The organism is Massilia jejuensis (assembly GCF_042656795.1).
Classification (GTDB): Bacteria; Pseudomonadota; Gammaproteobacteria; order Burkholderiales; family Burkholderiaceae_D; genus Telluria; species Telluria jejuensis.
Genome location: NZ_JBHSMS010000053.1, coordinates 34,123 through 51,982, shown reverse-complemented (window position 1 = coordinate 51,982; position 17,860 = coordinate 34,123). Strand labels below are relative to the sequence as shown.

The following is a 17,860-nucleotide window of genomic DNA, read 5'->3' as shown; positions in this document are numbered from 1 at the left end:
TCACCGAGGACCGTCCGGTGAAAGAATATGTCGCCTTATTCCTCCTTCACGATCCCCAGTATTTCCTCCACATGGGCCAGGGAGCCCGCATCCTTCACGACCGTCTTCAGCCATACGTGCAGCGGCTGCTCGCCCCAGTTGGCCGCCTTGTCGGCCAGGTAGGCAACCGGGCTGTGCGGCTCGGTCTGGCGGAAGAAATCGGCCACCGCCCGCAATTGACCCAGCGCCTGCGCCCGGCTGGCGATGGCCCCGGCGAACACCGGCAGCGCGCGCGCGGCCGCTACCGGCGTGCCTGGCTGCGCCATGGCCGGACTCGCGGCAGCGGACAGGCCGGCCGCGCTGGCGCCGGCCGGGGTGACGAAATGCGCCAGGTTCTGCAGCGCCGAGCGCGCGGCGCTGAAGCTCGGACCGTCCGCATCCAGGCGCGTATCGACCGCCGTTTCCAGCGCGTCGAGGGCCGCCAGGCAGTCATTGCAGTCGTCGAGCAAGGCTTGCTGGAAGGCTGTCGAGGTACGGGTGCGCGCCGCTTCCACGCTGGCGATCGCTTCGCTACCGCGGGCGCGCGCCGCTTCGATTTCGCGCATCGAAATGGCCGTGCCTTCGGTGACCGGGCATTCCATCACCAGCTGCGGCACGCGCGCCGCGATCCAGCACAGGTTGCCGATGCGCTGCTCGTGGCCGCCTTCGTCGGGCTGCGGATACAGGCCGTCCCAGTAGCGTTCGCACAGGGCGCCGATGACGCGCAATGCGTCGGCCAGGCTGCGCAGTCCACCCGTTTTCGCGCTTGCCTCGGCCAGCCAGACCGCCAGCTGCAAGTCCTTGCTGCGGGTCTCGATCAGGAGCGCGCAGCGCTTCGCCACGAACTTCCAGTCGGCTTCCTTGAGCGTGGTGACCCAGGCGCCCTGCTCGATCGAGGGATCGTCGGCCTTGCGCGCCTGGGCGATGGCGTCGAGCTCGGGCGAGAACGCGAGGTCTTCGCCGCAGGGCGCGCCGGCGCCGACCGGGTTGAGTAATTGTTCTACCTTGAACATGGCAATCTCCTCAGGCCGCTTCGATCGCGTACTTGAACTTGCCGGCCTTGGTCGCCCCGACCCTGATGCGCGCGAGCGTCCCGCCCTCGGCCATCCGGGCCAGCAGGCTGTCGGCGATCTCCGGCAGCAGCGTGCCGTTGAGGATAGTGTCGACATTGCGCGCGCCGGAATCGACCTCGGTGCAGCGGCTCAAGACGGCGTCGACCAGCGCCTCGTCGTATTCGAAGCTCGCATGATGGTTGTCGCGCACGCGCTGGCCGATGCGGTCCAGTTTCAGGCGGATGATGTTGGCCAGGACCTCGTCGCCGATCGGATAGAAAGGCACCGTTGCCAGGCGGCCGAGGAAGGCCGGCTTGAACTGCTTCATCAGCTGCGGGCGTATCATCTCCAGCAGTTGCTCGGGTTTCGGCATCTCCGCCGCGGTCTTGTTCAGGCAAGCCCCCATCATCGTGGACGAGGCGGTGTTCGAGGTGAGGATGATGATCGTGTTGCGGAAGTCGATCTGGCGTCCCTCGGCGTCGTCCAGCACGCCCTTGTCGAAGACCTGGAAGAACAGCTCGAGCACGTCCGGGTGCGCCTTTTCCACTTCGTCGAGCAGCACCACGCTGTAGGGGTTGCGCCGCACGGCTTCGGTCAGCACGCCCCCCTCGCCATAGCCGACATAGCCCGGCGGCGAGCCTTTCAGGCCGGAGACGCTGTGCGCTTCCTGGTATTCGCTCATGTTGATGGTGACCAGTTTGCGCTCGCCGCCGTACAGCAGGTCGGCCAGCGCCAGCGCCGTCTCGGTCTTGCCGACGCCCGAGGTGCCGACGAACAGGAAGACGCCCTTCGGCTTGTTCGGGTCGTCCAGGTTGGCACGCGCCGTGCGCACGCGCTGGGCGACGGCGAAAGTCGCATGCGACTGGCCGAGGATGCGTTCGTCCAGCAGCGACTGCAGCTGCAGGACGGTCTTGATTTCGTCCTTCACCATGCGTCCGAGCGGAATGCCGGTCCAGCCGGCGACGATGCCGGCCACCGTGTGGCCGTCGACCTGGACCGGCACCAGCGGCGCCTCGCCCTGCACCGCGCGCAGCTCGTCGACGAGGGTGCGCAGGGCCGGACTGTCGCCGCGGCCGGCTTCCAGCTCGCCGCGCATGCGCGCGATGTCGGCGGTCAGCGCACGCTCCTGCTCCCAGCGCGCCGCGAGGCGCTCCTGCTCGGCCAGCGCCGCCAGCCGTTCGCCGCGCAGCATCACCAGGCGCGCCGTATGCTCGCCGCCGGCGCTCTGTTCGCGTTCGAGCGCGGCGATCCGCGCATCGGCGCGTTCGATGCGGCGCACGCAGGATTCGAGCAGCGCCGGCGTGGCGCTCTGGCCGAGCGCGACCTTGGCGCAGGCGGTGTCGAGCACGCTGATGGCCTTGTCCGGCAGCTGGCGGCCGCTGATGTAGCGGTGCGACAGGCGCACCGCCTCGGTAATGGCGTCGTCGTAGACGCGCACGCCGAAATGCCGCTCCATCAGCGGCGCCATCGCGCGCAGCATGGCGCAGGCGGTTTCCTCGTCGGGCTCTTCGACCTTGATCACCTGGAAGCGCCGCGCCAGCGCCGCGTCCTTCTCGAAATACTTCTTGTACTCGCCCCAGGTGGTGGCGGCGATGGTGCGCAGCTCGCCGCGCGCCAGTGCGGGCTTGAGCAGGTTGGCCGCGTCGTTCTGGCCGGCCGCGCCACCGGCGCCGATCATCGTGTGCGCCTCGTCGATGAAGAGGATGATCGCGTGCGGACTCTTCCTGACTTCGTCGATCACGTTCTTGAGGCGGTTCTCGAACTCGCCCTTGACGCTGGCGCCGGCCTGCAGCAGGCCCATGTCGAGGGTGTGGATCTCGACCCCGCGCAGTACTTCCGGCACGTCGCCCTGCACGACGCGCAGCGCAAGTCCCTCGACCACGGCGGTCTTGCCGACGCCCGCCTCGCCGGTCAGGATCGGGTTGTTCTGGCGGCGCCGCATCAGGATGTCGATTGCCTGGCGGATCTCGGCGTCGCGCCCGATCACGGGATCGACCTTGCCGTCGCGCGCGCGCTGCGTCAGGCAAGTGGTGAACTGGTCCAGCGCCGGCGTCTTGCCTGGCGCCTGCGCTTCGAGTTCGCCGACGGGGTCGCCGCCCTGCCCTGGCCGGCAATCCCGTGCGCCGCAAGGGGCGGGGCCGAGCGCTTCACCCGAGCCGCGCGTGAGCTTGTCGAAGTCGTGCTTCAGGCGTTCGAGCGGGAATTCGGCGAACAGGCGCGAGCCACGCTGGGCCAGTTGCGCCAGGTCCGGTTCGGTGAGCAGCGCCAGCAGCAGATGGCCGCTTCGGATCGCGGTCGGCGCGGCATGCGTGTCCTCCCTGCCCAGCGAAGCGATCAGCCAGGCATGTTCGAGCAGGGTCGGCAGGTGCTTCGAGAACACGGGCGTGCGCGCGCTGCCGCAGGCGAAGCGCGCGACTTCGTTGCGCAGGTCCGCTTCCAGCCTGGCCAGGCTGATGCCGCAGGCGCGCGCGGCGACGGCCAGGTCGCAATCGGGCTGCTCGAGCAGCGCCAGGAACAGGTGTTCGATGTCGACTTCATACTGGCCGAGCCCGACGCAGATGCCGGCCGCGCGCGTGGCCGCGGTACGCGTTGCGTCATTGAGCTTGCCGATCAGGGTCTTGAGGTTGATGTCCATGCGTGTCGCGTCCTTTGTGTCGGTAGGTAGAAGCTAGCGCCGGCCGGCGTCGCCGCGCGGACGGGACACTTTCCTGATCGCGTAGTGCAGCGAGGATGGCTGCAGCGCGGCGCTGAAGTTGACGGTGTCGCCTCCGGCCTCGAGTTCGAGCCTGGCGTGGATCACGAAGTCGAGCCGGTTGACGCTGCCCTCGGCCAGTTCCAGGCTGGCGCTGACGTCCTTCAGGCGCGGCTCGTGGGTCTCGATGGCGCGCGTCAGGCTGGCGCAGATGGCGGCGCGGTCTTCGTCGCTGGAAAGGCAAAAGGCCGCGAAATCGACCAGCCCGTAATTGAGGATCGAGGCGCGTGCCAGCGGGAAGCGTTCGAACGCGCTGGCCGGCAGCGCTGCGCGCGTGTTGAGCAGGGCTTCGAGATCCCGCGCGACCTGGTCCTTGACCTGGTCGATGGTGAGGCCGGGCGCCGCCGCGGGAGCGGCGCCGCCCGGCTGGCTGCGCTCGTCCATCAGGCGGTCGAGCAGGCCAGGGGCAAAGCCGTTCATGGAATCTCCCGCGAGGAAAATAAAAGCGCGCGGCCAGGCGGCCGCGCGCGCCGATGCCGGTCAGGCGATCTTGTTGGTCGCCAGATCCCAACCGCCCGAGGTATTGCCGCCGGCGCCGCCGGTCACCTTCTGCTGGGTGTACTTCCATTTGATCTTCGAGAACTTCAGGCCGACCCGCTCCTGGATGATCGCGCCTTCCTCGACCGCCGGCTTGATCGCGCCGATCAGCACATTTTCCAGTTCGATCTCGAAGTACTTGATGCGGTCGCCCTGGCCGTCCGCGCGCATGAATTCCAGCTTCGCCTTCGGAATCGTCTTGCCGGCCGAGCAGGTCTGCAGCAGGATCGGCGACGCCAGGTCGGCGAGCTTGGTGAAGGTGACCTCGTCATGCTCGCAGCGCTCGGCCGTGTGGCCGCCGCCGGTGGAAGCGGTGGCCGAACGCGGCTGCTTCACGCCCCAGTTCACCGAGGTGCATTCGATCCAGTCCTTGTGCTTGTCGTCCGTCGATTCGCCCTTGATGCCATCGATCTGCAGATATACGTCAATTGCCATGTTTGCTTGCTCCTGGTTCAGGTTATGGGTGGATCAGCTTTTGGTCGACTGCGGCAACTCCGCGACCAGTCGGAGAGAAACGGACAATTCATCGAGCTGGAAATGCGGACGCAGGAAGGACACGGCGCGGTAGCAGCCGGGGCGGCCCGGCACTTCCGACACCTGTACGCTGGCCTCGCGCAGCGGGAACTGCGCCTTCTGTTCCTGGCTGGCGTTGTCGTCGAGGAGGACATACTGGGTCAGCCAGCGGTTCAGGTAATCCTCGACGTTGGCGGCGGCGGCGAAGCTGCCGATCTTGTCGCGCATCATGGACTTCATGTAGTGGGCGATGCGCGAGACGGCAAAGATGTACTGCAGCTGCGAGGACAGCATGGCGTTCGCATTGGCCGCCTCGTTCGCGTACTTCTTCGCTTTCTGCGCCGACTGCGCCCCGAAGAAGGCGGCATACGAGGTGTTCTTGCAGTGCACCAGCGAGATGAAGCCGAGGTCCGAGAGCTCCTTTTCGCGGCGGTCGGTGATCGCCACCTCGGTCGGGCATTTCAGGGCGACTTCGCCCTCGTCGGTCTTGAAGGTATGGGCCGGCAGGTTCTCCACCAGGCCGCCGCCTTCGACGCCCCGGATCGCCGCGCACCAGCCGTAGTCCTCGAAGGCACGGGTCAGCTTCGATGCGAACGCATACGAGGCGTTACACCACAGGTATTTGCCGTGGTCCGTGCCGTCGACGTCTTCCACGAAGTTGAAGCCTTCGGTGGTCATGCCGTCCACCGGGTTATACGGCAGGCGGCCCAGGAAACACGGCAGCGTCAGGCCGACGTAGCGCGCGTCTTCCGATTCGCGGAACGCCTTCCACTTCGCGTATTCGACGGTGTCGAAGACTTTCGCCAGGTCGCGCGGTTTGCCCAGGTCGCCGAAGCTGTCGACACCGAACAGTTCCGGCGCGCTCGATGTGATGAAGGGCGCGTGGCTGGCGGCGGCCACGTGCGACATCTGCTCGAGAAAATACATGTCCTCGGGCTGGCGGCTCATCTCGAAGTCGCCCACCAGCGCGCCGTAGGGGGCGCCGCCGAAGGTGCCGAATTCCTCTTCGTAGATCTTCTTGAAGAGCGAGCTCTGGTCGAATTCGAGCGCGGCCTGGAAGTCCTTGACCAGCTCGCGCTTGCTGGCGTTGAGCATGCGGATCTGCAGGCCGGAACCGGTGGACGAGTTCTTCACCAGGTATTGCAGGCCGGTCCAGCTGCGCTCGAGTTTCTGGAACTCGGGGGCGTGCATGACGGCGGAGAGCTGGGTCGAAATCATGCGGTCGAGTTCCGCCAGGCGCGCGTCGATCATCGCCGACAGGTTGTGCGACACCACCATCGTGCCCGCCATGACCTGGGTCACGAGTTCGGAAATCAGGTCGCGCGCCCGCTCATGCTCGCTGGGAGAGGCGGCCACGCGGCTTTGCTCGACAATCTGGTCGAGCAGGGAATTGTCCAGTTCCAGTGCTTGCGCCGGTTTGACGGCTGGTCCGAGCATCGCCGCCATGTTATTTGTCCTCCGTCTTGCGCAGGCCTGCGAGCTTTTCGGTATTGCCCAGGACTTCGCTCAGGATATCGTCGAGCTTGTCGTTCCCGGCCAGCTTGTTGCGCAGGTCGGCCAGCTTGGTACGCGCTTCCAGCAATCCTTTCAGCGGCGCGACCTGCTGCACCACGGCTTCGGGGCGGAAGTCGCCCATCTCGCGGAACTGCAATTGCACGCCGAACTGCCCGCCCTCTTCCGACAAGTGATTCTCGACGCGGAACTGCACGGCGGGCGCAACGCCGCTGAGCACCTCGTCGAAATTCGAGGCGTCGACGTTGACGAACTTGCGGTCCTTCAGGCGCTTCTTCTCGGCATTCGGGTCATTGCCGAAGTCGCCCAGCACGCCGACGACAAACGGCAGCTCCTTGTTCTCGATGGCGTCGCCGATCTCGACGTCATAGGTCATCTGCACACGCGGCGCGCGCACTTTCTGCAAGCGCTTCTGCACGCTTTCATTTTTAGCCATGGCTGCTCCGAAAGAGTGAGGGGCCGGCGGACGCCGGCCCGCAAGGATTACTTGAGCGCGCCAAACGGGTCGCTGGCGCCTGACGTGGATTTGGGCACGGCCGCGGCCGTCGCCGCCGGCGGTCTCGGCTTCGGCGTGGCCAGCCGCTTGGCGCCGCCCGGCACCAGGACGTCTTCGCCCAGGCTCGTGCGCAGCAGCCTGGCCAGTTCCTCCGCCTCGGTTTTCACGTTGCCGCTCAATCTATTCTTGCGCGTGAGCTCGGCCAGCGACTTGCTCGACACGCGCAGGCCGCTGACGGCGGCAATGCTGTTAGCCATCGTGTCGTCGGGGTCGCGCTCGATCGCCTCGAGCGCGTTGACGATCGCCTCGCCGTAATCCTTGCTGTCGAAGCGCATCTGCGCCATGCGCACCCAGGGGGTCTTATCGGCCGGGAAGGCCTGGCTGGCGCTCTTGAGCAGCTTGAAAGCCTGTTCCCCCTGCCCCGCGGCCACCGCGGCGTCGGCCGCGGCGATGGTGGCTTGCATCGTCGCTCCCTTCGCCATGCTGCGCGACACTTCGCCGGTGGTACCGCAGGCGGTCAAGAGGGCGACGCACGCCAAGGCCGGCATCAGTCGTGTGAACATCATGTGTGGTCTCCAGTACGTTGAACCAGCCGCCATTATTCGGGAAGCAATTCCAAGAGAATTGCGCGTAGTCAACAACGGAACGCTTCGGCTTGACCGCGTGCGATGGCGGTTCCGTTTGCGCTAGCGCAGAGAGACTCACAGCCATTGCCGTTAAATGAGCGATGGCATTATTTACGAGAGGCAATGATCAATGCGGCTACTTCCCTTTACCTGCCTGCTTCTTTGTGTGGCGACGCTGCCGGGCTGCGCCAACGACGGCCTGGCCGCACGCGCACTCGATGCCGTCGGCCAGCGCAAGACGGACCCCGCGCACGCCTTCAAGCCGGCGCGCAGCATCGCCCTGCGCCTGCATGCGGCGCCGAAACTCAACACCGACGCCCAGGGCCGGCCACTCGCGCTGGTGGCGCGGGTGTACACGCTGCGCCGGAACGCCGCCTTCGAGGCGGCACCCTATGCCGTCTTCCTGATGCCCGGCCTCGACCGCGAAGCTTTCGGCGCCGACCTTGTCGAGGTCAGGGACGTGACCCTGGTGCCGGGCCAGCGCTACGAAGTCGTCGAGCGGCTGCCGCGCGACGCGGCCTATGTGGGCGTCGTGGCGCTGTTTCATTCGCCGGCGGCGCAGCGCTGGCGCATGTCCTTCGCCGCCGACGAGGCCGAACGCGCCGGCCTGACCATCGCCGTCCAGGCCTGCACGCTGTCGGCCGGCGCAGGGGCGAAGCCACATGCTTCCGGCACCGTGGCGCCGGCGTCTGCGCGCTGTCAATAAATGCGCGCCTGCATTCCCGCAAGCTCAACTCTTTTCTTAAAACATTCTCTCGCGAGGTAACAGTGAACATGCCATCGAAACTGCTGTGGGGAGAGGGCCTGTTTTTGCGCCCCCAGCATTTCCAGCAGCAGGACCGCTACCACGAGGCACGCCTGAACCAGACGGCGCGCACCCTGCACCCATATGCCTGGGGCGTGCGCCGCCTGGCCATCGACCACGAAGCGCTGAAGAACGACATGCTGCGCATCGACGCGCTCTCGCTCGTCTTTGCCGACGGTGAAATCGTCCGTGCGCCTGAAAGCGATGCGCTGCCGCTGCCGGTCAAGCTCGGCGCGCTTGCGCCGAGCATCCAGTCGATCACCTTGCATGCCGCGCTGCCGGCCATCAAGTCGCATGGGGAAAACTGCGCCGGGATGGATGGCGAGCGTGACGACGCCCGTTTCGTGCAGCACGAGTGCGACACCCATGACCTGTTTACGCACGCGGCCGACGCCGACATCACGTATTTGAAAAAAACCGTGCGCCTGGTGTCCGACATCGACGCCCTTGCCGCTTACGAAAGCTTTCCGCTGGTGCGCCTGCGGCGCGTGGCCACCGGCGGCTTCGAGGTCGATCCTTCATTCATTGCCCCGAGCGTCTCGATCGAAGGCGCGCCGGGCCTGCACAACGCGACCGCGCGCCTGATGGAAAAGCTGCTGGCCAAGGTCAATGCGCTGTACGGCCACATGCGCGAGCCGAGCCGCAACGTGGTCGAGATCCGCGGCGGCGACATGTCCTCGTTCTGGCTGCTGCACACGGCCAGCAGCGGCTATGCGGCGCTGTCGCATTACCTGCACCATCCCGAGCTGCATCCGGAGCGCCTGTTCGGCGACATGCTGATGCTCGCCGGCGGCCTGATGGCCTATTCGCGCAGCTACAAGCTGGAAGACTTGCCGGCCTATTCGCACCTCGATCCCGGCCCCGCCTTCGCACGCCTGGACGCCATCCTGCGCGACCTGCTCGATACCGTCGTCTCGAGCCGCTACTTCTCGATCGCACTCTCGAACGAGCGGCCTTCCTATCACCTCGGCGCACTCGACTCCGGCAAGATCACCGCGCAAACCACGCTCTACCTCGCGGTGTCGGCCGACATGCCGGCACTGCAGCTGATCGAGGTAGTGCCGCTGCGCTTCAAGCTCGGCGCCCCGCAGGACGTCGACAAGTTCGTGCTCTCGGCCCTGCCCGGCGTCAAGCTGATCCACGCGCCGCAGGTGCCGGCCGCGCTTCCGGTGCGCCCCGACACGCATTATTTCGCGCTCGAGAACAAAGGCCAGCTCTACGAGAGCATGCTCAAGGCGCAGTCGATCTCGATCTACGTGCCGAACGGGATTCGCGACCTCCAGCTCGACCTGATCGGGGTGGCGGCATGAGCGCCCATGTCGAACGCCGCACCGCACCGGCGCCGGCACGCGGCGCCGCCGGCAGCGCGCCTCATTGCCTCGTCGACCTGATGTACGAAGGCTTCTATGCCCTGTTCCTGCTCAAAAACGGCTGCGGCCCGCACGGCAAGGCCGCCTTTGCCGACCACATGACCGCCTTCCTCGGGGACGTCGACCGCAGCGCCAAGGCCATCGGCGTGGCCGCGGAAGACGTCACCGCCGCCAAGTATGCGTTCTGCTCGGCGGTCGACGAGATCATCCTGCGCTCGAACTACGAGATCCGCGACGCCTGGGAGACGCGCCCGCTGCAGCTGCGCGTGTTCGGCGACCAGCTCGCGGGCGAACACTTCTTCCACCGGCTCGAGGACCTGCGCGCGAAAGGCAGCGTGCACCTGCAAGCGCTGGAAGTGTTCCATATGTGCCTGCTGCTCGGCTTCGAAGGCCGCTACGCGCTCGACGGCCATGACAAGCTGAGTTACCTGACGGCGCGCCTGGGCGACGAAATCGCCCGCATGCGCGGCAAGAACCGCGGCTTCGCGCCCCATGCCGAGCGGCCCGACCAGATCGTCAACACCTTGCGCAGCGACCTGTCGCTATGGGTGTTGACCTCGGTGTTCGCGCTGGCCGGCCTTGCCGCCTATGTCGGCTTTCGCGCCAAGCTGTCGCACGACACCGACACGGCGCTGGCCAGCTACAACGACCTCGTCAAACTGCCGCCGCGCGCTGCGAACGTGACGATCACCCTGCCTTGACCCGCCAAAGAGAAACGCCGCCGGTAGCGATACCGGCGGCGTTCTTCTTTTCCGATGGGTTTTACTGAACGACCTTGAACTCGATCCGCCGATTGCGCGCCCGACCGTCCGGCGTGCGGTTGTCCGCCACCGGCCGGTCCGGACCCTCGCCCGACACGCTGATCGAGCCGGCGTGGATGCCGCGCGCGGCGACGTAGGTCTTCACGGCTTCGGCGCGCGCCTGGCTGAGCGACAGGTTGCCGGCACGCGAGCCGGCATTGTCGGTATGGCCGATCACCTCGACCTTGATGCCGTTGAGTTTCTTCAGGACCTCGCTCATCTGGTCTAGGATCGCCATGCCCGCCGGCGTCAGGGCCGCCTTGCCCGACTCGAACTCGATCAGGCGGTTGGCCAGCGCCGCATCGAGCACGCTCTGTTCGGAAGCTGCCACACGCAGGCCGTTGTTGACCGTGTAGGTGGGATTCAGGCTGGCGGCGATGTCGCCCGCGATCTGCTGGCGCTGGGCTTCGTTGGACACGTCGCCGCGCAGGCTGACCGTATTGCCGTCGATTTTGAGCTGGCCGCGGCTGATCATCTTCAGGTTCGGTCCGACCAGGCGTCCGACATACTCGTTCCAGTTGGCCGGCGTCGACACGGTGCCGACGGCCAGCTGGTCGACCACGCGCTCCTGCCCGTAGACCGCGCGCAGGCGCGCCAGCAGCGCCGCCTTGCTCGCTTCGTCGGCAACGGTGCCGGCGGCGACGATCGGCGCGGCGGTGGCGGCCGCCGGAGGGATGCCGGGCGCCGGCGCCGCCGCCGGGGTTTGGGCCTGCGCGGCGCCCGCCGCCAGCAAGAGGGCGGCCAGGAAAGTCGATGTGCTCACGATACGTCTCCGATGAAAGTCTTGAGGAACAGGTCGCGCGCCATCTTCAGGGGCAGCTGCGGCTGGTCGAGATAGCTGGCCAGGGCGCGCACGTCGACATCCAGGCCGAGCTGCTCGTCGATCCAGCCGGTGTCGTTCAAACGTACCTGCTGCTCCTGGCCGACGAGCGGATCGATGATGCCGCGCAACGTCTGGGCCGCGGCGCCGCAAAAGCCGATCACCAGCACCGCGTGATCCTCCTGGGTTGCCAGGAACAGGGCCAGGTCGAAAGCGGCGCGGCGCACGAAGGGCGCCACCAGTTCGAGCCAGAACGCGGCGACCGGCGCACGCAGCGCCTCGTCGTCCGGCAGCGGCAGCACCAGGCTTTTATCGAGCTGGGTCGGCTTGCTGTGCATGACCGGCTGCAGCAGCAGGCCGAGCGCGAGGATCACGCGGCTGGCATCTTCGCCGCCGAGCAGGCCGGACAAGGAGCCGACCGTGTCCGTGGCGAGGAAGGCAGTCAGCGCGTTCTCGCTTTCGCCCAGCGTGATGGCAGCGTCGCTGATGCCTTGCAGATGCAGGGTCGGATCGCAGGCATCCAGGACCTGGGGCGTGGCCGCCGCCAGAAAGGACCAGAGCGGCGCAAAGGCGAGCGGGCAGCGCGATACGAACGCACCGGGGTCGAGCACGTCGAGCGTGCGCATCATCAGAAAGGGAAAGCGCCGGCCCGGCGTGTCGCGGCTGGCGACCAGGTGGCCGGCGACGGCGTGGCGGCGCGCCGGACCGACGAAGGCGAAACTGACCGGCGCCATGGCGTCGTAGTTGATCTTCCAGCGCGCATCCGACGGCAGGCGGTGCATCACGGCCGCCAGCCAGTCGTCGAGCATGCCCATGGCCGGGGCGTCGTGCGCGAGTTTCACGAAGTCGCTGCGCGCCGGGATCTTGCCGAAGTAGCCGATGCGGTCGAGGGCGGGCGTGCGCATCACTGGTCTCCCGCGGCCAGGCTGGCGATGGCCGGCTCGGCGATCGCGCGCCCGACGATCGTCTGCGGCAGGCGCAGTCCCTGGAAGCCCTTGCCGCCACCCGCGGCCGCGGCGTTGCTGACCAGGCGCAGGTCGACCACGATGGCGAGGTTGCCGCTGACCCAGCGCAGCTCGTTGACGCCGGGACTCTTGCGCTTCTGGGTCGACGCCTCGATCATCTTGCGCATGCCGAACTGGCCCGGCTCGTTGAACAGTTCCACCGTACGTCCGTCGAAGGTAACCGCGCTGATGCGCGCGCCCGCGGTGCCCGGACCTGGATAGACCATGTTGGTCCAGACCGGCGGCGTGTTCCGGTAACGCAGCTGCTGGCCGTCGATTTCGATCGTGTATTCGGTCGTGCCGGGCGCCGGCTGGGCCTGCAACTGGAAGACCGACTGCGGCGCGCCGCCGTTCGACGCGGCCACGCCGTTGCTCGACAAGGGCGCCACCCAGCCCGGAAAGCCCGATACCGCCTGCGGCGTGAGCGTGATGCCGATGTCGGCCCAGGTGCGCGCGGTGAGCATGCTGCCGCGGTTGATCACCAGCGGACCCATCGAGGTGTTGATGAATTTCGCGACCATGCCCTCCGGCCCGAAGACCTGGCCGATTTCGTTGCTGGTCGCTTCGATCCTGCTGCCCGGCGAGAACGGATACTTGTCGGCCAGCGTATTCTGGAACGGCTCGACCACCTGTGCCTGCCACGTCTTGTTGATCTCGGATTCGGACGGCAGCACGATCATCGCGAAGGTCTGGACCAGCGGGCGCACCAGCAGCGGCCGCAGCGTCGCCTTCTGGGCGTCGCTCATCCCGGTCAGCATCTGCTCGTCGACATATTTGAGGGCGTCGGCCAGCTCCGAGCCGCTGCCTTCCAGCGTCTGCTGCATGAATTGCTTGGCGCCGGGACCCGGGTCGCCCTGGTTCTTCAACTGGTTCAGGCGCGAACGCAGGCGCGACAGGCAGTCGAGGTAGCCGGTCATCAGGGACGTTTCCTTTTCGCGCGTGCCGACCAGGCGGGCGACGCCGGCGAACTCGCGTCCGATCGGCCCCATGGCGCCGGCCGCGCCGGCAGCCAGCGGACCGACGGCATCGGCCAGCGCGCGCGCATCCGCCGGCGCGCGGCGCAGCACGACTTCCCTGAACCAGGCTGCCAGCGTGCGTTCGGTCTTGCCGGGGCTGACGCGCGCGGCGCCGGGATTGTCCCAGGAGGTTTCGTCGTAGATGGCTTTCAGCAGGCGCGCAATGGGCGAGGTCTGCGGGTCGCCGAGCCGGTTCATGGCCATCACGCTGCCTTCGAAGCCCTTCAGATCCACCACCGTCACGCCCTGCACGAACTTGCCCCACTCCTTTGCGTACTCGGTCTTGTACATGTCGGCGAGGGTCTTCTGGATCTGTTCAGGGCTGCCCTCGAGCGTCAGGTCGTCCTTGGCCACGGTCTTGAGTACCCAGTCGGTGCTCTGCAGTTCGCGGTTGGACGCGTCGCGAATAGCGCCGAGGACGTATTTTTCCCAGGCCGCGCGGGTAAAGGCGCCGCTCACCGCATGGCTGCCGGCGACCAGGCCGGCGTCGCCGTCGCCGACGATGCGCGCCACCGTTACCGCCGGGAAGCGCGTCGCGGCGCGGGTCTTGATGTCGGCGTAGACGCGCTCGCGCGCCGGCGTGCCGCGCACCACGCGGCGCAGGTTCTCGCGCGCCGAGTCGAGCAGGCCCAGTTTCAAGGTCACCTGCGGCCAGGCCTGGTCGTGGATCTGCGACAGATGGAAGGTCAGCAGCCGCTCGGCGCTGCGGATCATCTGCTCGTGCGGCATCGCGCCGCGGTTGGCGACCAGCCAGGTGCGCCAGTAGCGCGTCAGCTGGTCGTTCAGGTGGCCCGGCTCGGCATGGCTTTTATCGCCCAGCATCAGATAGGTCTTGAGGGCGTTGTAGGCATCGGCGACGTTCGTCGGCGAGACTTCCTGGTAGGGCTGGCCGGGCTTGCTGTTCGGCGCCGCCTGCGCATTCGGGTCGAGCGCATCGGCATGCGCGTTTACCTCGGCCAGCATGGCCTCGAGCGCGCCGGCCACCGGTTCGACCATCACCGCGCGCACGCCGGCGAAATACTCGTCGCGCAGCTTGCGTTCGAGCTTCTCGCCCTGGTACAGGCCGAACGACAGCGCCCAGGGCTGGTCGTCGCGGTATTTGTCCAGCTGCTCGATCCGGTCCTGCAGGATGTCGAGCGCTTCCAGGCGCGCCTGCAGGTCGATGCGTTTTTCCTGCAAGCGCATGACCTTGTCGAGATCGGCCTGCACGTTCGCCACCAGCTGCGCGTTGCCCATGTAGGCCCAGCTCCAGCCACCCAGCGCCGCGCCCAGCAGTACGGTCGCGCCGAAGAAGGCCGCATACTTCAGGCGCGTGCTGCCGGGATTGGTATAGCGCCGGACCAGGTCGCGGTCGGCGAAGATCACCTTGCGGAACAGGTCGAGCAGGAAATAACCCTCATCGGCGCTCGACTCTTCCGCCTCGTTCGCCTTGCGCCCGGTCAGTTCCAGGTCGAAACGGCTGGCCACGCGCTTGGACGACAAGTCCTGCACCTGCCCTTCCTGCAGCGCGCTGGTGAAATAAAAGCCGCGGAACACCGGCTTGAACTGATAGGTGTTTTCCTCGAACAGGGTCGACAGGAAGGCGCGCAGCGGACTGCGGATCGCTGCGAATTCGAGCGGGAAGGTAAATACCCCGGGCCGGATGCGGGCGCTGCGGTTGCCGGCCATGTTCGCCAGGCTCATCTCCTTCAGGCCGTCGTGCAGCTCGTCGAAATGGGTATCGAAAAAGGCCAGCACGTCCTGCGGCGAGCTGCGCCGGTTGTAGCGCAGCGTCGCGCCCCAGACGCGATCGCGTTCGGCGCGTTCGGCATCGTGGAAGAAATCGGTGAAGCCCGCGATCAGGTCGGCCTTGGTAAAGACCACGTACACCGGCGCGTACACGCCCAGGTGCTCGGTCAATTCCTGCACGCGCGTGCGCAGGCTTTTCGCCAGCTCCATCGACGCGCTGGCTGGACCGGCGCTCAGCTCGGCCACGCCGACGGCGATCAGGATGCCGTTGATCGGCGCGCGGCGGCGGTGTTTTTTCAGCAGTTCCAGGAAACTGAACCATTCGGCGCGGTCGCCTTCCTGCACCGAATAGCGCCCCGCGGTGTCGAGCAGGATGCCGTCGGTGGTGAAGAACCAGTCGCAGTTGCGGGTGCCGCCCACGCCGCGCACGGCCTTGCTTCCAGGAATTGGGAAAGTCAGGCCGGAGTGCGTGATGGCACTGCTCTTGCCCGCCGCCGGATTGCCGATGACCATGTACCAGGGCAGCTCGTAGAGTGCCGCCGCGCCGCGCGTCAAGCCCAGCTTCGAGGTCTTGATCGTGGCGATCGCCTCGATCATGTTCTTGCGCAGCACCGCCACTTCGCTCTTGCCGTTTTCGTCGACGCCGGCGGCACTGCTCTTGGCCAGGCTGTCGGTCAGGCGCGCGGCCTGGCGCCGGCGCACGAGCTGGCGCAGGCCCCAGTAACTACCCCACAGGGCCAGCAGCACCAGCGCCGAGATGAGGGCCCAGATCAGGCCGAGTTCGAAAGTTTCCGCGGTGAGGAACAGGATACCGAGGGAGGCGGTGATGCCGGTCACGACAAGCACGCGGCTGTCGGTGAGGAAGTTCCAGAGACGGGCCATGGCGGGAACGTGTGAAGTTGGAGGAAAGTCTGACAGGCAATGCTCGCATCTATTGCCTATCGAAAATTTGACTTTTCTCAATCCCGCTGGCGGCCGGTCAGCGCCGCATCACTCCCCGCAGGCGCAGTTCGGTGTGGCCCAGATCCATCATTTTCCAGCGGCCGCCCCAAGTCATGCCGAGCTGCTCCGCGACTTCGCCGTAAAGCTGGTAGCCACGCATGGCCCAAGGATCTTTTTCCGAGATCACCAGCTTGCCGTTGCGCCAGAATGCGCAGTCGGCTGCCAGGCCGTACTGGTGCCAGCTCTGGAAGGCGCGTGCATTGGTCACCGCACTTCCCAGCTGCGCCAGTGCGTCCTGGCGCGCCGGACTGCGGTAGCCCTCGAGCAAGGCCATGTCATAGCCATACTTTTCTTTCATGATCTTGAATGCGAGCAGCAGGCGCTGGCTGAATTCCGGATGCATCAAGCCCCAGTTGCGGCTCGCGCTCACCAGCATCGGCCGCACCTGCACCACTTCCTGGGTCGAAAACGCCAGCGGCGGCGGGTCGCTTGGCGGCACCAGCTGTTCGCCGCGCAGGAGCGCCGCGATCTGGGCGTCGGGCAGCGCCTCGACCGGCTCATAGCTGGGCAGCATGTCGGGCGTGCGCAGCGCCAGCGCCAGCAAGGAGGGTATCGCCACCGCCGGCACCAGGACCGCCAGCGCGATCCAGTGGCGGCGCATTTGCCGGAGCGCCGACTGGGCTACGGCGCGCAGGTCGCGCCGGTCCGGCAGCAGGCCCGTCGGCCAGGCCGGACGCCGGAACGCCATGCGCCCGAGCCGGCTGCGCACACCGAACATCCATCCAGTGAGCCATGTCCGTCCGCCCGGGAAACATGCCAGCCACATCAAGCTGCAGGCGACGCAAAAATACAGAAGTGCGACGAAGATCAGCATGGATTTCCCCAGATTGTTTCTAATCAGAGCAAGAACGACCATCTTAGGAGTTACGCCGTGCGCCCTACAGACGAAAATCAAGCAGCCTCGACAAGACCAAACCTGATGTCGTCGCGCCGTGGCGCTGGCGAAGAGAACATCCTCGCCATGCTCGAACGCGATTCCGCCCGACGTCCGGGCACCCGCATGTCGGGCGCGCGCCTCGCTTCCTACGGAGCGGCGGCGGCGCTGGCCGGCATCCTCGCCGGCGGCGTGGCCTGGCTGGCCTACGACAACCACAAGACGGCGCAGCAATTGCAGTTCCGGTACGATGCGATCGCCGCCGCCCCGGCGGTGATGGCGGACGCCGCCCTACCCCCGCCGGTCGCACCGGGCGCCGCACCGGCACCCGCCGCCGACGCGTCGCGCACGGCCGTCATCGTCGACGAATCGGTGCGCGCCCGCGACACCACGCCCGCCAGCGCGCCGCCGCCGCTGGTCATGTTGCCGCCAAGGGAAATCAAGAACACGAAGCCGCCCTTACCGGGACCACGCCCGGCCCAGGACAAGGCGCAGTCGACACCGACGAAGGCGCAAGTCCGGGCCGGCGTCAAATCCGATCCGCCGCGCGTGGCGGCCCGGCCCGCCCTCGATAAGAAAGCCGCGAAGACCGTCAAACCGGCCGTCCGCGCGGCCAGGGCGGCCGCCACCCGCGTCGCCGGCACGCCGAAAGCCAGGCCGGAAGCGGCTGCGCGCGCACGCAAGGGCGCGGCGCCGGCAGGCGACGCCCCGGTCGACAGCGATGTCGCCCTGATATCGGCCATCATCGCGCATTCGGAACGCCACCGCGGCGAATCCGAACCTGCCGGCGCCTGCAGCGGCGCCAGGTGCCAGCCCAAATCCACCCGCCCCTGATGTGGCAAAAAACCACGGCCGCACGCTGGAGGGCCGAAAGGGCTGGGTCTTCGCGCGGCCTGAGGCTATACTGTACATAAGCACAGTTGTCGCCTCACACA

The 17,860-nt window shown here is 67.0% G+C and carries 15 protein-coding genes; 4 read left to right on the top strand and 11 right to left on the bottom strand.

Annotated elements, in window-relative coordinates; translation table 11 throughout:
* Positions 1-35 precede the first annotated feature (35 nt).
* Genes tssA through ACFPOU_RS16560 form a run of 7 tightly spaced genes read right to left on the bottom strand, consistent with a single transcriptional unit; the run spans position 36 to position 7,446 of the window.
* Entirely contained in the window at positions 36-1,031 is a 996-nt protein-coding gene (tssA, locus tag ACFPOU_RS16590) for a type VI secretion system protein TssA (RefSeq protein WP_379723546.1), read from the bottom strand.
* 10 nt (positions 1,032-1,041) lie between these two features.
* Positions 1,042-3,705, bottom strand: a complete 2,664-nt coding sequence (gene tssH / locus ACFPOU_RS16585; RefSeq protein WP_379723543.1) for a type VI secretion system ATPase TssH — start codon at positions 3,703-3,705, stop codon at positions 1,042-1,044.
* A gap of 33 nt (positions 3,706-3,738) precedes the next feature.
* Positions 3,739-4,242, bottom strand: a complete 504-nt coding sequence (gene tssE / locus ACFPOU_RS16580; protein WP_379723540.1) for a type VI secretion system baseplate subunit TssE — start codon at positions 4,240-4,242, stop codon at positions 3,739-3,741.
* 60 nt (positions 4,243-4,302) lie between these two features.
* On the bottom strand, positions 4,303-4,794 hold the full coding sequence (locus tag ACFPOU_RS16575; RefSeq protein ID WP_379723538.1) for an Hcp family type VI secretion system effector: 492 nt from the start codon (positions 4,792-4,794) through the stop codon (positions 4,303-4,305).
* 33 nt (positions 4,795-4,827) lie between these two features.
* Positions 4,828-6,318 carry a type VI secretion system contractile sheath large subunit gene (gene tssC / locus ACFPOU_RS16570; RefSeq protein ID WP_379723535.1) on the bottom strand — a complete coding sequence of 497 codons (1,491 nt, stop codon included), beginning with the start codon at positions 6,316-6,318 and terminating at the stop codon, positions 4,828-4,830.
* A gap of 1 nt (position 6,319) precedes the next feature.
* On the bottom strand, positions 6,320-6,820 hold the full coding sequence (tssB, locus tag ACFPOU_RS16565) for a type VI secretion system contractile sheath small subunit (protein ID WP_379723533.1): 501 nt from the start codon (positions 6,818-6,820) through the stop codon (positions 6,320-6,322).
* 47 nt (positions 6,821-6,867) lie between these two features.
* Complete coding sequence (locus ACFPOU_RS16560; RefSeq protein ID WP_379723530.1) at positions 6,868-7,446, bottom strand: tetratricopeptide repeat protein; 579 nt, start codon at positions 7,444-7,446, stop codon at positions 6,868-6,870.
* Between the two features lie 190 nt (positions 7,447-7,636).
* Here ACFPOU_RS16560 and tssJ point away from each other — a divergent pair, with 190 nt between their 5' ends.
* The 3 genes from tssJ (at position 7,637) to icmH (ending at position 10,382) form a co-directional block, all read left to right on the top strand.
* The gene (gene tssJ / locus ACFPOU_RS16555; protein ID WP_379723526.1) at positions 7,637-8,212 is read left to right on the top strand and encodes a type VI secretion system lipoprotein TssJ; all 576 of its coding nucleotides are present in this window, start codon (positions 7,637-7,639) and stop codon (positions 8,210-8,212) included.
* A 62-nt stretch (positions 8,213-8,274) separates the two neighbouring features.
* Complete coding sequence (tssK, locus tag ACFPOU_RS16550) at positions 8,275-9,621, top strand: type VI secretion system baseplate subunit TssK (protein ID WP_379723523.1); 1,347 nt, start codon at positions 8,275-8,277, stop codon at positions 9,619-9,621.
* The gene (icmH, locus tag ACFPOU_RS16545) at positions 9,618-10,382 is read left to right on the top strand and encodes a type IVB secretion system protein IcmH/DotU (protein ID WP_379723520.1); all 765 of its coding nucleotides are present in this window, start codon (positions 9,618-9,620) and stop codon (positions 10,380-10,382) included. The genes tssK and icmH overlap by 4 nt, the downstream gene beginning before the upstream one ends.
* 61 nt (positions 10,383-10,443) lie before the next feature.
* Here icmH and ACFPOU_RS16540 read toward each other — a convergent pair whose 3' ends face one another.
* The 4 genes from ACFPOU_RS16540 to ACFPOU_RS16525 all read right to left on the bottom strand — a co-directional run bounded on the left by ACFPOU_RS16540 (position 10,444) and on the right by ACFPOU_RS16525 (position 16,862).
* Complete coding sequence (locus ACFPOU_RS16540) at positions 10,444-11,244, bottom strand: OmpA family protein (RefSeq protein WP_379723517.1); 801 nt, start codon at positions 11,242-11,244, stop codon at positions 10,444-10,446.
* Complete coding sequence (gene tagF / locus ACFPOU_RS16535; protein WP_379723514.1) at positions 11,241-12,206, bottom strand: type VI secretion system-associated protein TagF; 966 nt, start codon at positions 12,204-12,206, stop codon at positions 11,241-11,243. Before tagF ends, ACFPOU_RS16540 begins: the two co-directional genes overlap by 4 nt.
* Positions 12,206-15,931: a type VI secretion system membrane subunit TssM gene (tssM, locus tag ACFPOU_RS16530; RefSeq protein WP_379723511.1), complete on the bottom strand. Its 3,726-nt coding sequence runs from the start codon at positions 15,929-15,931 to the stop codon at positions 12,206-12,208. Before tssM ends, tagF begins: the two co-directional genes overlap by 1 nt.
* 97 nt (positions 15,932-16,028) lie before the next feature.
* The gene (locus ACFPOU_RS16525; protein WP_379723668.1) at positions 16,029-16,862 is read right to left on the bottom strand and encodes a M15 family metallopeptidase; all 834 of its coding nucleotides are present in this window, start codon (positions 16,860-16,862) and stop codon (positions 16,029-16,031) included.
* Positions 16,863-16,970: 108 nt separating this feature from the next.
* On the opposite strand from ACFPOU_RS16525, the gene ACFPOU_RS16520 reads away from it, so the two are divergent.
* Positions 16,971-17,759: a hypothetical protein gene (locus tag ACFPOU_RS16520; RefSeq protein ID WP_379723508.1), complete on the top strand. Its 789-nt coding sequence runs from the start codon at positions 16,971-16,973 to the stop codon at positions 17,757-17,759.
* Positions 17,760-17,860 lie beyond the last annotated feature (101 nt).

Bases quoted from the DNA above. Each gene is read 5' to 3' on its own strand.
- tssM (WP_379723511.1), bottom strand. From the start codon at position 15,931: ATGGCCCGTCTCTGGAACTTCCTCACCGACAGCCGCGTGCTTGTCGTG.
- tssA (WP_379723546.1), bottom strand. From the start codon at position 1,031: ATGTTCAAGGTAGAACAATTACTCAACCCGGTCGGCGCCGGCGCGCCC.
- ACFPOU_RS16520 (WP_379723508.1), top strand. From the start codon at position 16,971: ATGTCGTCGCGCCGTGGCGCTGGCGAAGAGAACATCCTCGCCATGCTC.
- tssJ (WP_379723526.1), top strand. From the start codon at position 7,637: ATGCGGCTACTTCCCTTTACCTGCCTGCTTCTTTGTGTGGCGACGCTG.
- tssE (WP_379723540.1), bottom strand. From the start codon at position 4,242: ATGAACGGCTTTGCCCCTGGCCTGCTCGACCGCCTGATGGACGAGCGC.
- tssB (WP_379723533.1), bottom strand. From the start codon at position 6,820: ATGGCTAAAAATGAAAGCGTGCAGAAGCGCTTGCAGAAAGTGCGCGCG.
- ACFPOU_RS16575 (WP_379723538.1), bottom strand. From the start codon at position 4,794: ATGGCAATTGACGTATATCTGCAGATCGATGGCATCAAGGGCGAATCG.
- ACFPOU_RS16560 (WP_379723530.1), bottom strand. From the start codon at position 7,446: ATGATGTTCACACGACTGATGCCGGCCTTGGCGTGCGTCGCCCTCTTG.
- tssH (WP_379723543.1), bottom strand. From the start codon at position 3,705: ATGGACATCAACCTCAAGACCCTGATCGGCAAGCTCAATGACGCAACG.
- tssC (WP_379723535.1), bottom strand. From the start codon at position 6,318: ATGGCGGCGATGCTCGGACCAGCCGTCAAACCGGCGCAAGCACTGGAA.
- tagF (WP_379723514.1), bottom strand. From the start codon at position 12,206: ATGCGCACGCCCGCCCTCGACCGCATCGGCTACTTCGGCAAGATCCCG.
- icmH (WP_379723520.1), top strand. From the start codon at position 9,618: ATGAGCGCCCATGTCGAACGCCGCACCGCACCGGCGCCGGCACGCGGC.